12 protein-coding genes are annotated in these 13,961 nt (G+C 58.8%); 5 read left to right on the top strand and 7 right to left on the bottom strand.

Annotated elements, in window-relative coordinates:
• Window positions 1–82: 82 nt before the first annotated feature.
• Both D8U18_RS04800 and D8U18_RS04795 read left to right on the top strand, forming a co-directional pair.
• On the top strand, window positions 83–1,189 hold the full coding sequence (locus tag D8U18_RS04800; protein WP_131107146.1) for an NAD/NADP-dependent octopine/nopaline dehydrogenase family protein: 1,107 nt from the start codon (window positions 83–85) through the stop codon (window positions 1,187–1,189).
• Window positions 1,189–2,187, top strand: a complete 999-nt coding sequence (locus tag D8U18_RS04795) for a 3-hydroxybutyryl-CoA dehydrogenase (RefSeq protein ID WP_131107145.1) — start codon at window positions 1,189–1,191, stop codon at window positions 2,185–2,187. The genes D8U18_RS04800 and D8U18_RS04795 overlap by 1 nt, the downstream gene beginning before the upstream one ends.
• A 29-nt stretch (window positions 2,188–2,216) precedes the next feature.
• Here the strand turns inward: D8U18_RS04795 and D8U18_RS04790 are convergent, their stop codons facing one another.
• The 5 genes from D8U18_RS04790 to D8U18_RS04770 form a co-directional block, all read right to left on the bottom strand.
• Window positions 2,217–2,660, bottom strand: coding sequence for a DUF6130 family protein (locus D8U18_RS04790; protein WP_056856637.1), 444 nt, complete (start codon window positions 2,658–2,660; stop codon window positions 2,217–2,219).
• A gap of 30 nt (window positions 2,661–2,690) precedes the next feature.
• Window positions 2,691–7,133, bottom strand: a complete 4,443-nt coding sequence (locus D8U18_RS04785; protein ID WP_131107144.1) for a response regulator — start codon at window positions 7,131–7,133, stop codon at window positions 2,691–2,693.
• A 38-nt stretch (window positions 7,134–7,171) separates the two neighbouring features.
• The gene (locus D8U18_RS04780; RefSeq protein ID WP_130930225.1) at window positions 7,172–8,326 is read right to left on the bottom strand and encodes a two-component system response regulator; all 1,155 of its coding nucleotides are present in this window, start codon (window positions 8,324–8,326) and stop codon (window positions 7,172–7,174) included.
• 114 nt (window positions 8,327–8,440) lie between these two features.
• Window positions 8,441–9,115 carry a MarC family NAAT transporter gene (locus tag D8U18_RS04775; protein WP_130930226.1) on the bottom strand — a complete coding sequence of 225 codons (675 nt, stop codon included), beginning with the start codon at window positions 9,113–9,115 and terminating at the stop codon, window positions 8,441–8,443.
• A 48-nt stretch (window positions 9,116–9,163) separates the two neighbouring features.
• Window positions 9,164–9,742: a hypothetical protein gene (locus D8U18_RS04770; RefSeq protein WP_131107143.1), complete on the bottom strand. Its 579-nt coding sequence runs from the start codon at window positions 9,740–9,742 to the stop codon at window positions 9,164–9,166.
• A 404-nt stretch (window positions 9,743–10,146) separates the two neighbouring features.
• Between D8U18_RS04770 and D8U18_RS04765 the strand changes: the two genes are divergently transcribed.
• The 3 genes from D8U18_RS04765 (at window position 10,147) to D8U18_RS04755 (ending at window position 11,897) form a co-directional block, all read left to right on the top strand.
• Window positions 10,147–10,449 carry a metalloregulator ArsR/SmtB family transcription factor gene (locus D8U18_RS04765; RefSeq protein ID WP_056856632.1) on the top strand — a complete coding sequence of 101 codons (303 nt, stop codon included), beginning with the start codon at window positions 10,147–10,149 and terminating at the stop codon, window positions 10,447–10,449.
• Window positions 10,450–10,511: 62 nt separating this feature from the next.
• The gene (locus D8U18_RS04760; RefSeq protein ID WP_131107142.1) at window positions 10,512–11,486 is read left to right on the top strand and encodes a zinc-dependent alcohol dehydrogenase family protein; all 975 of its coding nucleotides are present in this window, start codon (window positions 10,512–10,514) and stop codon (window positions 11,484–11,486) included.
• 42 nt (window positions 11,487–11,528) lie between these two features.
• Complete coding sequence (locus D8U18_RS04755; RefSeq protein WP_131107141.1) at window positions 11,529–11,897, top strand: antibiotic biosynthesis monooxygenase; 369 nt, start codon at window positions 11,529–11,531, stop codon at window positions 11,895–11,897.
• A 231-nt stretch (window positions 11,898–12,128) separates the two neighbouring features.
• On the opposite strand, the gene D8U18_RS04750 is transcribed toward D8U18_RS04755, so the two are convergent.
• Complete coding sequence (locus tag D8U18_RS04750) at window positions 12,129–13,262, bottom strand: aminotransferase class V-fold PLP-dependent enzyme (protein ID WP_131107140.1); 1,134 nt, start codon at window positions 13,260–13,262, stop codon at window positions 12,129–12,131.
• Window positions 13,263–13,437: 175 nt separating this feature from the next.
• Window positions 13,438–13,893: a GFA family protein gene (locus D8U18_RS04745; protein WP_131107139.1), complete on the bottom strand. Its 456-nt coding sequence runs from the start codon at window positions 13,891–13,893 to the stop codon at window positions 13,438–13,440.
• Window positions 13,894–13,961: the final 68 nt, after the last annotated feature.

Genomic DNA, 13,961 nt, shown 5'->3' with positions numbered 1-13,961 from the left:
TCCGTAACGCGGCTGCGCAATCGGGTAAGTGCGCGGCAGCCCGGCTCGATAGCATCGAGTCACTGACAAGAGGAGTGACTCGATGAATATTACGGTGCTGGGTGGTGGACATGGCTGTTACGCCGCTGCTGTTGAAATGGCTGAAAAGGGACATCAAACCCGCCTGTGGCGTCGTGACAGCGCCGCGCTCAAGGATTTGCAGGGCATTGGCAGCCTGACCATCAAGGACTATCGGGGCACTCGACAGTTATCCGTCGGCAAGCAGGGCGACAAGCTGTCGTTGACCGACGACCTGGCCGAAGCCTTGGGCGATGCGCAACTGGTCATCATCCCGTTGCCGTCGACCTCCCACGAAGACCTCGCCAGACACGTGGCCCCGCACCTGCACGACGGTCAAGTGGTGTTCCTGCCGCCGGGCACGTTCGGCAGCTACGTGTTCGCCAAGGCCATGGCCGAAGCGGGCAACCAAAGCAAAGTCGCCTTCGCCGAAACCGGTACGCTGCCGTACCTGGTGCGCAAGCATGGCGCCAGTGACCTGGTGATCAGTGGCTACGCCACGCGCCTGCCGACCGGCGTGTTCCCCAGCAATCTGTCCGAGCACGCTTTCGCGGTATTGCGTGAGGCCTACCCGAGCGTGGAGCCGATCGAAGACGCCCTCAGCGGCGCGTTGATGAACGCCGGTCCCATCATCCACCCGCCGTTGATCATGATGAACGCCGGTCCTCTTGAGCACTTCGAAGCCTGGGACATTCACAACGAAGGCACCCAACCGTCGATTCGCCGTGTGACCAACCAGCTCGACGCCGAACGCATGGCCGTACGCGAAGCCCTGACTTATGGCGCGCCGCATTTCCCCTTGGCCGACCACTACAACACCCACGAAGGCGACGAGTGGATGTACGGTCGCGGCGCCCACGGCAAGCTGACCGACAGCGGCGACTGGCGCGAAGACATCGACCTGCAGAAACACCGCTACATGCTGGAGGACACTCGCCTGGGCCTGTCTTTCCTGGTGTCCGTGGGGCGCTGGGCCGGTGTGCCGACCCCGGTGGCGCAGGGCTTGCTGAGCATTGCCTCGGTGGTTGCCGAGCGTGATCTCTACGCCGAGGGCCGCACCCTGGAAAATCTCGGTCTGGTCAAGCTTGACCGGGTGCAAATGACCGAACTGCTGACCAAGGGTTTTAACTGATGAACGCCCCGTTGCCGAACGTCAGCGTGGTCGGTGCCGGGCGGATGGGCGAGGGCATTGCCCTGGCGTTCATTCATGCGGGCCTGCCGGTCACCCTCATCGATATCAAGGATCGCGCCGAGGCAGAGCGTCACGATTACTTCGAGCGTGTACGCAACAATATCCGCGGGGAACTGCAAACGCTGGTACGCCTGGGCGTGCTCCAACCGGAGCAGGCGGACATCGCGCTTTGCCGATTGAAGTTGCAATGCCGGTCCGGGGCCGCAGCGACATTGCGCCTGTGCGACCTGGTGTTCGAAGCCGTGCCGGAGGTCATCGCGGTCAAGCAGCAGACCTTCGCCTGGGTCAGCGAGCATGTTCCGGCGTCGACCATCATCGCGTCTACGACCTCGACCTTTCTGGTCACCGAGTTGAGCGAAATGGTCAGTCAGCCACAACGCTTTGTGAACGCGCACTGGTTGAACCCGGCCTACTTGATGCCGCTGGTGGAAGTCAGCCGCAGTGCAACGACTTGCCCGCAGGTGGTCGAACGCCTGCTGCAATTGCTCAAGCGCATTGGCAAGGTGCCCGTGGTGTGCAATCCGGTGGCCGGCTACATCGTGCCGCGCATCCAGGCACTGGCGATGAACGAAGCCGCGCGGATGGTGGAAGAGGGCGTGGCCAGTGCAGAGGATATCGACACCGCAGTGCGCGTCGGTTTCGGTTTGCGCTTCTCGGTACTCGGGCTGTTGGAGTTCATCGACTGGGGCGGCGGCGATATTCTCTACTATGCCTCGCGTTATCTGAGCGGGGCGCTGGCACCGCGTTTCGAGTCGCCACAGGTGATCGCCGACAACATGCAAAACGGCCGCAATGGCTTGCGCGATGGTCAGGGTTTCTATGATTACCGAGACCTCGACGTGGACGCCTACAAGCAACAGCGACTCGGCGATTTCGTTCGCAAGCTGGCGTTGTCGGGGTTGACGCCGGCATTCGACGGCGCCTTGAAGCAGGGTTGAGCATCAGGGCCGGCAACCGGCCCTGACCGCTACGGTTTCTTCGGCGGGACGGTAAAATTCACCGTCGTGCTGGTCAGGACCCTGTGCGTCGGATCGGCGACTTCGAGCAGAACCTTGTGAGGCCCGGGCGTCAGCCCAACCAGGATGATCGGGTCTTCACTGGTGTGCGCCCATGTACCTTTCCAGTCGTCGACGGTCACGTGCAGATGACTCAGCCGAGGCGATACATCAGCCGCCGCTTTACCAAAGACCGGCATGATCCTGGCGTGCGCCGCTCGATACTGGATGATCACAACACCACGTGCGAGCGGCTCGGCAAGCGGGGGGTAGGCAATCAGTTCGGGTGCTGTTTCGGATTCCAGGGGCAGAATCGCCGGCGGCGGGTTGGTATCTGCTGGCGTTTGCGCGCACGCGGCTGTGCAAAAGAACCCGGCAAAAGCCAGGGCTATCAGGTTTTCTTGAGCGAGGAACATGGTGGTTACTCCCGCGAGATGTCTTCCAAATTAAAGTTGGCTTCCCCCAAAACTCCCCAGCTGACTGTCATCGATGGATAGTTTGACTTCGCTTTGCAACAACGCCAAGGCCCGGTCAAAGTCAAAGCGTTCAAGCTCATGCGCCACCCGGCTCAGGCGCTTGGCCAGTGCGACATCGAGCGCCAACCGACGGATCTCCTCGAGCGCTTCAAAGGCGGCGGTGTCGCTCTCAGCCAATAATTGCCCGAGCCGAGTGAGCTGCTGCTTGAGCTCCGTTGAGGGTTGAGACGCCTGCTGCGCAATCGGTGGACTGGCTGCGCCAAGACGAGCAAGCGCGTTCAACACCGGCATCAAGCATTGTTGCACCTCAGCCAAATGGCTCTGCACGACACTACTCGTTTCGCCAGCCCGGCAGGCTTGCTCCAACTGCGCAGCGGTCTGCGCTAAAGCCTTGGCCCCAATGTTGCCGGCGCAACCGCGCAGGGTATGAGCCGCGCGCATGGCCGCGGTCGGATCGGTGTCGGCGAGGGCTGCCTGGAACTGCTCGACAAAGCTGATCTGGGCTGCATGGAATGTGCGCAACAGCCGCAGGTAAAGGTCGCGCTTGCCTGAACAGGCGGCTAATCCTGCGACCTGATCGATACCTTCAAGCTCAGCGGGCAACTGTTCGGATGTTTCGGGATCGTTCACCTCCTGCTCCCGGCCTCGACGACCGCGCCTTGGTTTGATCCAGCCGGCCAACGTGGCGAACATGGCCTCGACGTCCAATGGCTTGGTCAGGTGGTCATTCATGCCGCAGGCGAGGGCGCGTTCGCGGTCTCCGGTCATGGCGTCGGCGGTCATGGCGATGATCGGTAGTGCGGCCAGGTGCGACTGCTGACGAATCCGGCGGGTCGCGGTATAGCCGTCCATTACCGGCATCTGGCAGTCCATCAGCACACCGTCGAAATCGCTGTCGCGTGCCAGCAGATCAAGTGCCTGTTGACCATCAAAAGCCAGTTCCAGCGTTATGCCGGCCTCTTGCAACAAGTCGCACGCCAGCTCACGGTTCAGCTCATTGTCCTCCACCAACAGCAGCCGCGCGCCTTTCAAGCGTGCGATATTGTCAGCGCTCTGCTCGCTGCGTTCACTGGCGCGTGTGCCGGTTTGCGGCAGTTTGCCGAACACGCTGCCTATGGCTTCGAGCAAGGTGGAGGGAGTGACCGGTTTGGTCAGTACCACCGGCAGTTGCACGTGCTCGCGCCTGGCCTGTTCAAGCAACTCCTCGCGGTCGAGTGCCGTGACCATGATGACTGACGGTGTACGCGCCAGATTGGCCGAACGCATCTGGCGGACCGTCTCGACGCCATCCATGCCCGGCATCCGCCAGTCCATCAGAACGACGTCGAAGGGCAACGAATTCTTCTCGGCCTGCGCCAGCATGCGCAGGGCCATGCGACCACTTTCGGCGACGTCCACTTCGACACCGAAGCTGTGCGCCATGCCCGAAAGAATCTCCCGGGCACTGGCGTTGTCATCGACCACCAACACGCGGATACCCAGCAATTCATCGGCGGTGAACATCCGTCGCGCAGGGGCATTTGCCTGTACGCCCAGACGTACGCAAAAGTGAAACGTCGAACCGCTGCCCAGTGCGCTCTCGACCCAGATACGTCCCTCCATCATTTCCACCAGACGCTTGGAAATCGCCAGGCCCAGGCCTGTGCCGCCGTACTTGCGCGTTGTAGAACTGTCGGCCTGCATGAACGACTGAAAAATTCGCTGGCATTGCTCTTCGCTCATGCCGATACCGGTGTCGCGCACCCAGAAGTGCAGTTCGACCTTGCCCTCGGCAGTTCCCAGGCGCTCGATGCCCAACACAATTTCACCCTGTTCAGTGAACTTCGTCGCGTTGTTGCCCAGGTTGGCCAGGATTTGGCCGAGGCGCAACGGGTCGCCAATCAGCGCGGTCGGCAAATCGGCGACCGTGCTGTAGAGCAGCTCCAGGCCTTTGTCCTCGGCCTTCAGGCCCACCACGTTAGTGAAGTTCTCCAGCACGTCTTCGAGGCGGAATGGAATGAGTTCCAGGTCCATCCTGCCAGCCTCGATCTTGGAGAAATCGAGGATGTCGTTGATGATCCCCAGCAGGCTTTCCGCCGAGCGATGCACCTTCACAATGTAGTTGCGTTGCCGGTTGTCCAGATTGGTGCGCAGCGCCAGATGACTCATGCCGATAATGGCGTTCATCGGTGTGCGGATCTCATGGCTCATGTTGGCGAGGAATTCACTCTTGGCCCGTGTCGCCTCTTCGGCGATTTCCCGGGCGTGCTGCACGTGTGCCTCGGCGGCCTTGCGATCGGTGATGTCGTAATACCAACTGGCGCTGATGCGGCGCTCACCCAGCGTCAAAGGAACAGCCGAGAGCAAGACCTCGAAACGTTCTCCTCCATCGCGCTGCAGACTGGCCTCGAAGTTCAAAACCGCGCCCCTGGCGGCGGCGTCCAGGAAGCGCCCGCGTGCTTGCGCATCGCACCAGAACTGGCTTTCATCCATCTCGCCCAATTGCTCGCGGTCGACGCCAAACAGGCCCTCCAGCTCCGGATTGCAGTAACTCAGGCGCCCCTCATCGTCACGGATCAGCATGGCCACCGGGCTGCTGTCCAATACCGCACGCAACTGCGTTTCGCTGGACTTGAGCGCCGCTTGCATTTGCCGACGCTCGCTGACATCGCGAACCGAAGCGCATATGCACGTGCCACGACCTTCCAGCAGCGGCAAGTGCGACAGGCCGATCTCTACGGAAAACAGGTTGCCGTCCTTGCGAAGGCCCTTGAGATCCTCCAGCTTGGCGCCCATCTGCCGGGTGCTGCCATGGGCAATGAAGCCATCGCGCAAACTCACATGCCGCCCGCGTGCGGCTTCAGGCACCAGGCGCTCGATGGACTCGCCCACCAACTCGCCCGGGGCATAACCGAACAGCGTGTCCAATTGCGGATTGGTCATCAGGATTGCGCCTTCGGCATTGATGACGATCATGCCGTCCGGCGCGGCCTCGAGGATCGCCCGATACCAGGCCTTGGTGGCACGCAAGGCGCTCTGTTGCTTTTCCAGTTCCTGCGATTGCAGCTCCAGGCGCAAGGCCTGCTCACCCATTTCATCAGCCTGGCGACGAGTTTCGATCAACAAGGATTGCACCGCCAAATTACGTTCCATCACCGCCATGGCACCGGCGAGGCGCGGCATGGCCTCCTGTAATAACGCCTGTTCACGAGGCCCCAGCGGTTGATGACCCGCCAGTTCGAGCACGCCGAGCAAACGTTCACCGCGTAATACCGGCTGAACCAGCAGATAGCTGGCCGGCACTTCACCCAACTGCGAATGCAAGCGTCCCAGCGACTGGCCAAGTCCCTGCAATTCACGCGGCGCCCGATCCAGCGCGCATTGCCCCAACAGGCCGGCTCCCATCATCACCGTCGGCGCCGGCGGGTAATCAGGATCGGTCGCGTAGCTGCCAATCAGTTGCAGGCTTTCATCCTGCTCTTGCACGCTATAGAGCACGCCCCGGCATACACCCAACATGCTCGCCATATGCCGCAAAAAGACCTGTGTCAGCTCGCGTGGCGTTTCCGCTTGCGGCAAATCGGCCTGCAGCTGCTCGGTTTGCGCCTTGACCCAGCGTTGGCGCTCCAATTGTTGCGACTCGGTTTGCAGCGTCGCGATGGCACGCGCCAGATCCCCCGTTTCATTTTGCAGATCGGTGTGGGGGATCGTCCCATCCAGATGGCCGGCGGTCAGTTCGTCTACGGCGGCGCGAACCTGGTAGAGGGGCAGGCGAATCGAGCGGCTGATCAACCAACCCATCAACCACGCCAGTGCCAGGCCACCGAACAGCAACACATAAGTGAGCCGGGTACTGCGCCCGGCGGATTCGGCGATCTGTTTGGCCGTGTCATGAATGGAGGCCTGTTTGACGCTCGCCACTTGTTTGAGCAAGTCGTCTGCGCGCTCATCCAGGCTTTGGAACACGACACTATTGATCAGCCGATTGGCTTGCACTTGATCCCCGGCACTCGCCAGTTCCAGTGCGGTCTCACCGTCGTGCAGTAAACGCTTCAGCAAAATCTCGAATGTGGCGAACCGCTCCTGGTTCTCCTGGCGCCAGAGGGTCGGTTGGATTTGCAGCAGCGCTTCTTGCAGATGTTGCCGAGACTCGCGAAATTGCGTGACGCCCTTGCTACGAACAACTTCATTGCCGCCATCGACGGCATGCTGCAATCCCTGTACGAGATGCGGCATCAGCACTCTCGCTTCCTGCAGCGGTTCGATGCCCGCCAACTCTTGCCGGTACAGCCTCTGCATATCGGCTTTCAACAAGTCTTGGGCACGCAGGCTTTGCACGCCGAGTATCAGAACCAGCGCCCCTAATGTCCCGAAGCCGAGGATCAATTTGATGCGAAGCGGCAGACGTTCCAGCAGCGCGAGCACTCTGGTCATGGCAATTCCCGTTAATGAAAAACCGACGTGTTCACCGCTCAGGGCTTTTGCGAAAGGCGTTGCAGGTCGGCCAGCCTCGTCATGTCCTGATCGCTGTCCGTAAACCGCTCGGCAATGGCATGGAATTGCTCGGCATTGGCAAGGAAGGCATCGCACACGTCAGGATCGAAGTGGCTCGCGCGCCCCTGACGAATGATCTCCACGGCCTGTTCGTGCGGCATTCCGGCCTTGTACACACGACGACTGATCAACGCGTCATAAACGTCCGCAACCGCCATCAATCGGGCACTGACTGGAATTTCTTCGCCGACCAATCCCTGCGGATAGCCGCTGCCGTCCCACTTTTCCTGGTGGCTGTAGGCGATTTCCTTGGCCACGCGCAGAAAGTCCACTGAAAGCCCCAACTGGTCCTCGGCACGCTGAATGGCGTCGCGGCCCAACGTGGTGTGGGTCTTCATGATTTCAAATTCATCCGCAGTGAACCGCCCCGGTTTGAGCAGGATGTGATCCGGAATGCCGATCTTGCCGATATCGTGCAGCGGCGCCGACCTGAACAACTGGCGGATGCTGTCATCGTTGAGCACTGGATTGAAACGCGGGTGATCGCGCAGCAATTCAGCCAGCAGCCTGACGTAGTGTTGGGTGCGGCGGATATGGTTACCCGTCTCGTTGTCGCGGGTCTCGGCCAGAGAAGCCATGGCGTGGATAGTGACATCCTGAATAGCCACCACCTCGCGAGTGCGGCGCTGGACCTCCTGTTCAAGGAACTCATTCTGATCGCGAAGGAAGTCAGCCGCGGCCTTGATCTTCAGTTGGGTCTGCACCCGAGCCAGGACCAATGACGGACTGATGGGTTTGGTGATGTAGTCGACAGCGCCCAACTCCAGGCCCTGGATTTCGTTTTCCAATGACGCCAGTGCCGTAAGAAAAATGATCGGGATGTCGCGGGTGCGTGCGTCTTGCTGCAGCTTGCGTGCAACCTCATGACCGGACAGCCCCGGCATCATGATGTCGAGCAGGATCAGATCCGGCAGTGGATTGTTTTGCAGTATGCGCAACGCCGTTTCGCCGCTGTTGGCGGCCTTGACCCGATATTTGTCCTTGAGCAGATCGGCCATCAGCATCAAGTTGTCTGGCGTGTCATCGACCACCAGAACGGTGGTCGCAGGATAAACATCCTGTTCAATACCCATGTCTTTTGGCTCCGCTGCCCTTTGAAGGATTGCCCAAAGTCCTTCCATTGCAGAGAAGCGTAGCTCTATTCATCGCGTTTGCTGCTGGAGTAACCGTTGTACTTGAGTTGTCCGTTACGAATGCCGGAACAGGTGAGCATTGCTGTCGATGATGGTCTGGATGATTTCCACTGAACCATTAATGGCGAATTGCGCGCCCATGCACACCAGAAGAAAACCCATCAGCCGTGATATGGCATCAATGCCTGACTGTCCCATGATTTTCATGATGATTCCCGAACCCCGCAGGCATACCCAAAGAATGAGTGCGGTGAACAGGAAAATCAGCGGTGGGGCGACCAACAAGACCCAGGCAGGAAACAAGGTACTGTTTTTGATCGTGGCGGCGGAGCTGATGATCATCGCAATGGTGCCAGGCCCGGCGGTACTCGGCATGGCCAGCGGGATGAAGGCAAAGTTCGGTTGTTCCTGTGGGCCGTTGCTCAAGGAAGAGGGGGCAACAGTTGGCGGAAACAACATCTTCAAGCCCATGATGATAAGAATACCGCCACCGGCCATTCGCAAGCCCGGGATGGAGATGTTAAACGCGTCCATGACAAACGCGCCTACGTAGTAGGTCACTGCCATGATCAGAAAAACATAGAACGACGTCAGAAAAGCCTGGGTGTTTTTTTCCTTGTGACTCAACCCTTTACTCAAGGCGAGAAACAGCGCAACTGTCGTAGGCGGGTTCGTCAGTGGCAGCAGAGCCAATAGCCCAAGGCCGATTGCGTTGAACAGATCTGTCATATCGAACTCAAGTCCTGTTGTTCGAGGCCACGTTATCGGCAAACGCAATCAGCGTGAGGTTTTGACCGTCATGACTTCGGTATAGATGGCATCGATTGTCTGCCCCACCTGAAGCTTCTTCATTCTTTCCTGAAGCTTCGGATCTTCGACTTTCAGGACAGTCGCTTCGCCCTCTGGCGGAAGCAAGGTCACCTCATGCTGTTTCAAGTTAATGCGGGTGATCTTGGACGTGACCTTGACCTCGCGAACCGCTTCACCACCGGGATTGGGATTGTCCTTGGTGGCGCGGATGGTCATCGATTCCTTGCTAACGCCGGGTGTGCCGCCCACATCGGTATCCAGCACATAAGCCACTGAGCGAACCACATGGATGTCGACCGTGTCGCCGACTTTCAGATTGCGCAAGTTTTTGGCCTGGTCAGTGAGTTGGATGGGCACCGGACTCTTGTCACGTCCTTCGATGGTGACCTGGTGGTTGGCGGGATCAACGGCCAGTACACGGGAAACAATATGGCCCTGCATGGAATTGCTGCCCAACGGTATATCGTCGGCATGGGCCGTCAGGCAAAGCGTCGAGAAGAGTGAGGCGAGGGCAATGGCGCAGGGAAGGGAGCGGATTGATTTCATGGGCTGCTTTTCCGTGGAGGTTGGAAAGGGCGAATCCGTGCGCAGCAAGTTGGTCACTCGGTTACACGTCGATGCCTCTAGTTAAGCGGCCATTCCTGGCTTTAGCCAACATCTGGGCTGAGTAAGCGCCGAGATGGCACGTCCCGTCACTGGCAGTGAGTTCAACATTGACGGCGGACTGCTGGTCCGGTCGGCCGTGACACCATTGGTTGTGGAAGACACTTCGAAGGCCACAGAACAGGAAAGCCTGCCGCGTTCTGGGGGGAACTTCCTCTAGCCAAAGGGGGGAGGTCCCACGCACACCAGCCTCCGAAGCCTGCTTTTTGGGACGGTTGCAATTAAAAGCACAGAATTGTCTGAATTCTCATATTGACATATCGATAAATCTCGATATCCTCGGGTTTATGGAATTGATCGAAATATTCAAAGCCCTCTCAAACCCTACGCGTCTTGAAATCTTGAAAGGTTTGAAAGATCCCGTAAAGAACTTCCCTCCACAGGATGAAGGTGACGTTCTCACGGTCGGAGTGTGCGTCAGCAGTATTCAAGAAGGCATCGGACTGTCGCAGTCAACGGTGTCCGGTTACCTTGCCACGTTGCAGCGTGTTGGCCTGGTCGAAGTCAGGCGAATAGGTCAGTGGACCTATTACAAACGAAATGAAGCAACCATCAATGCGCTTGCCGAGATCATAGGGAAAGATCTGTAATTTTTTTACCGCAGCATATCGAGATATCTCGATATCCCATTTTGTCGATACGAGGATTCATTATGAAAGCGATGATACTTAAAGCATTTGGCGGTCCTGAAGCGTTTGAACTCTGCGAGGTGCCCAAGCCTTTGCCGCGCGCGGGGCAAGTCCTGGTGCGGGTACACGCAACCTCCATCAATCCGTTGGATTATCAGGTTCGACGTGGCGACTATCCCGACCTGGTGCAACTGCCGGCCATTACCGGACACGACGTATCTGGCGTTGTCGAAGACGTTGGTCCGGGCGTGACGACCTTCGTTCCAGGAGACGAAGTCTGGTACACCCCGCAGATATTTGATGGGGCAGGAAGCTATGCCGAGTACCACGTCGCTGCCGAAAGCATTGTCGCGAAGAAGCCATCCACGCTGAGCCATCTTGAGGCCGCAAGCCTGACCTTGGTTGGCGGGACGGTGTGGGAAGCGCTGGTCGTGCGTGCGGCGCTCAGAGTCGGTGAAAGCATTCTTGTACACGGCGGCGCCGGAGGCGTCGGTTATATCGCGATCCAGCTGGCGAAAGCCATGGGAGCAAGAGTGTTCACAACCGTACGCGCAGCAAACGCTGAGTTCGCCCGCAGCTTGGGTGCCGATGTGATCATCGACTACGAAAAAGAAGATTATGTTGACGCCGTCATGCGGGAAACAGGTGGGCAGGGCGTTGATGTTGTTTTCGACACCATCGGCGGCAACACATTGTCCCGCAGCCCCGACGTGCTCGCTCAACTTGGCCGTGTCGTCTCGATCGTGGACATAGCACAGCCACAAAATCTCGTTCAGGCGTGGGGCAAGAATGCGAGTTATCACTTCGTTTTTACCCGGCAAAACCGCGGCAAGCTGGATGAGTTGAGCGCATTGATTGCGCGCGGCCAGCTGCGGCCACACGTTGGCGCTGTCTATTCGCTTGCGGACATTGCGCTCGCCCATGCTCGGCTGGAAAGTCCGAACAACGGTATTCGAGGAAAAATTGCGATTGCAGTCGAGCCATCGCTTATCGCGTAAACGCATGTTTTTTAATCGTTCAAGTCAATTGAGAGGAACACCATGATCTATGAGATCGCTCTGCTCCCCGTTCACAAGGAACGCATTGAAATGTTCCGACGTGCATTTGCCGACGTCGCACCTTTGCTCCGCCGCGCCAAAGGTTACGGCGGCCACTTGCTCGCGCAGGGAATCGAAAGCCCTGAGCGGTTCAACCTGATCGTGAGATGGCAATCACTTGAAGATCACACGCCGGGCTTCGAAGCGAGCGAAGACCATCGGCTGTTCATGATGGGCTTGGAGGAATATTTTTCGGCAGAACCGACGGTCTACCACATTGAGGGGGCAGCCTTTACGACTGACGAACATGATGGTTTAGACAATACCGATGGCATGGGTGCTGCCAGCGCATCTAGAGATTTGTGGCCTTGAAGCCAGTTTCGTTTTCTCAACCTGCTTAGCGGTAATGCTGTTCACTTAAGGACGAACACCCGTGGCGAGGGAGCTTGTCGGATCGCCGCACCGTCCCGCTGGGGCGCGAAGCGGCCCTAAAAGGGACTGCTGCGCAGCCCAGCGGGAGCGAGCTCCCTCGCCACAGGATGCTAATGTTCGCTTAAGTGAACGGCATTACGACCCTCGGCGGGGGCAATTGAAGATAAGGGCTTAGTGAGCCATCACCTCGTCCAGCGCCTGCTCAAGGGTGCTGATCGTGCGATCGATATTGTGCAGCTTTTCGAGGCCGAACAGACCGATGCGGAAGGTCTGGAAGTCGGCCGGCTCGTCGCATTGCAACGGCACGCCGGCGGCAATCTGCAGACCGTGGGCGGCAAATTTCTTGCCGCTCTTGATGTCGGCATCTTCGGTGTAGCTCACCACCACACCAGGGGCCTGAAAGCCGGCTGCGGCCACGCTCTTGATGCCTTTGCCAGTCAACATGGCGCGCACCCGATCACCCAGCGCCTGTTGTTCGTCGCGGACTTTGTCGAATCCGTAGGCTTGCATCTCTTTCATCACTTCGTTGAACCGCGCCAGGGAATCGCTGGGCATGGTTGCATGGTAGGCATGTCCGCCTTGTTCGTAGGCCTGCATGATCTGCAGCCACTTTTTCAGGTCGCAGGCGAAGCTGCTGCTCTGCGTCTGCTCGATGCGCTCGAGAGCCAAAGAACTGAGCATCACCAGCGCGCAGCAAGGGGAGGCGCTCCAGCCTTTCTGCGGTGCGCTGATCAGCAAGTCGACTGCGCATTTGTGCATGTCCACCCAAATCGTGCCTGAGGCGATGCAGTCAAGCACCAAAAGGCCACCTACCGCATGCACGGCGTCGCCAACAGCGCGAATGTATTCGTCGGGCAGGATCATCCCGGATGAGGTTTCAACGTGGGGGGCGAAGACCACCTGTGGCTTCTGCGCCGCGATGGCCGCCAGCACTTCGTCCAGAGGGGGCGGGGCGTAGGCTGCCTGGGGACCCGCCTCGACCGGTCGGGCTTTGAGCACCGTGGTGGCCGCCGGAATGTTGCCCATCTCGAGAATCTGGCTCCAGCGATAACTGAACCAGCCGTTGCGTATCACCAGGCATTGCTGGCCAGTGGCAAACTGTCGCGCTACCGCTTCCATGCCGAATGTGCCGCTACCCGGGACCACCGCAACCGCCTCGGCGTTGTAGACCTGTTTCAGGGTCGTGGAGATGTTCTTCATCACGCCTTGAAACGACTGCGACATGTGGTTGAGCGAGCGGTCGGTGTAGACCACTGAGTACTCGACCAGCCCTTCGGGATCGATACTGGGATATAGCTTTGACATGGAGTGACTCCTTTGGCAGAGATATCAGTGGTATCGACCCTGCCCTAAGCCTTGGCAAATGACAAGATTGCTCGATTGAAAGGCGACCTCTGTGCTCGCAGGTGGCTGCTGGGTCGGAGGAGGGTGGGCCTTAAAGATGCCTGCCCCCCCTTACGTTCGGTCGTTAACCCGTTACTTAAAGTGCAGCAATTGGTGCCTGTTCGCTGATGGCCACTGCAAATTCTTCGGCAGTTGGGCTTTCCGGCCACTGCGCTACGCCTTCCGGCAGCGAAATCCACGGCTGCTTACGCTTGACCCAAATGTGCGCCAAGGGCGTCAAACGGTCTGCGCCGTGGAGTACGCCGGCACGCAGGACACGCATGCCCGGGGCGGCGTCAGTCTCATTGAACAGGCGGGTGAAACACGTACTGCAGGCGTACTGCGTAGAGGTATGTCCTTGTGCAGTATGGATGTACGTCGTGGTGCTTCCCGAGATCTCAATAGCCTGAGCGGCACAGAGCATATGCAAGGCAAAAGCACTGCCGCTCCAGCGCTGGCAGTCAAGGCAATGGCATGCGTACAACGGTGCAAGTGCTTCAATCTGCAGTTGAAGATGGACTTGTCCGCATCGGCATTGACCGGTGAAACCCATGGTATTGCTCCTTATACTGCTGCGTTACGAAAGAGACGTGCATCATCCACGTTCCTCAAACCCGGCAG

The sequence above is a fragment of the Pseudomonas sp. Sample_10 genome, assembly GCF_004321495.1.
Classification (GTDB): domain Bacteria; phylum Pseudomonadota; class Gammaproteobacteria; order Pseudomonadales; family Pseudomonadaceae; genus Aquipseudomonas.
This window is presented reverse-complemented; position numbering and strand designations above follow the sequence as displayed.

Coding starts and splice junctions, on each gene's coding strand:
- D8U18_RS04770 (WP_131107143.1), bottom strand. CDS start 9,742: ATGAAATCAATCCGCTCCCTTCCCTGCGCCATTGCCCTCGCCTCACTC.
- D8U18_RS04790 (WP_056856637.1), bottom strand. CDS start 2,660: ATGTTCCTCGCTCAAGAAAACCTGATAGCCCTGGCTTTTGCCGGGTTC.
- D8U18_RS04755 (WP_131107141.1), top strand. CDS start 11,529: ATGATCTATGAGATCGCTCTGCTCCCCGTTCACAAGGAACGCATTGAA.
- D8U18_RS04780 (WP_130930225.1), bottom strand. CDS start 8,326: ATGGGTATTGAACAGGATGTTTATCCTGCGACCACCGTTCTGGTGGTC.
- D8U18_RS04785 (WP_131107144.1), bottom strand. CDS start 7,133: ATGACCAGAGTGCTCGCGCTGCTGGAACGTCTGCCGCTTCGCATCAAA.
- D8U18_RS04765 (WP_056856632.1), top strand. CDS start 10,147: ATGGAATTGATCGAAATATTCAAAGCCCTCTCAAACCCTACGCGTCTT.
- D8U18_RS04745 (WP_131107139.1), bottom strand. CDS start 13,893: ATGGGTTTCACCGGTCAATGCCGATGCGGACAAGTCCATCTTCAACTG.
- D8U18_RS04760 (WP_131107142.1), top strand. CDS start 10,512: ATGAAAGCGATGATACTTAAAGCATTTGGCGGTCCTGAAGCGTTTGAA.
- D8U18_RS04775 (WP_130930226.1), bottom strand. CDS start 9,115: ATGACAGATCTGTTCAACGCAATCGGCCTTGGGCTATTGGCTCTGCTG.
- D8U18_RS04800 (WP_131107146.1), top strand. CDS start 83: ATGAATATTACGGTGCTGGGTGGTGGACATGGCTGTTACGCCGCTGCT.
- D8U18_RS04795 (WP_131107145.1), top strand. CDS start 1,189: ATGAACGCCCCGTTGCCGAACGTCAGCGTGGTCGGTGCCGGGCGGATG.
- D8U18_RS04750 (WP_131107140.1), bottom strand. CDS start 13,262: ATGTCAAAGCTATATCCCAGTATCGATCCCGAAGGGCTGGTCGAGTAC.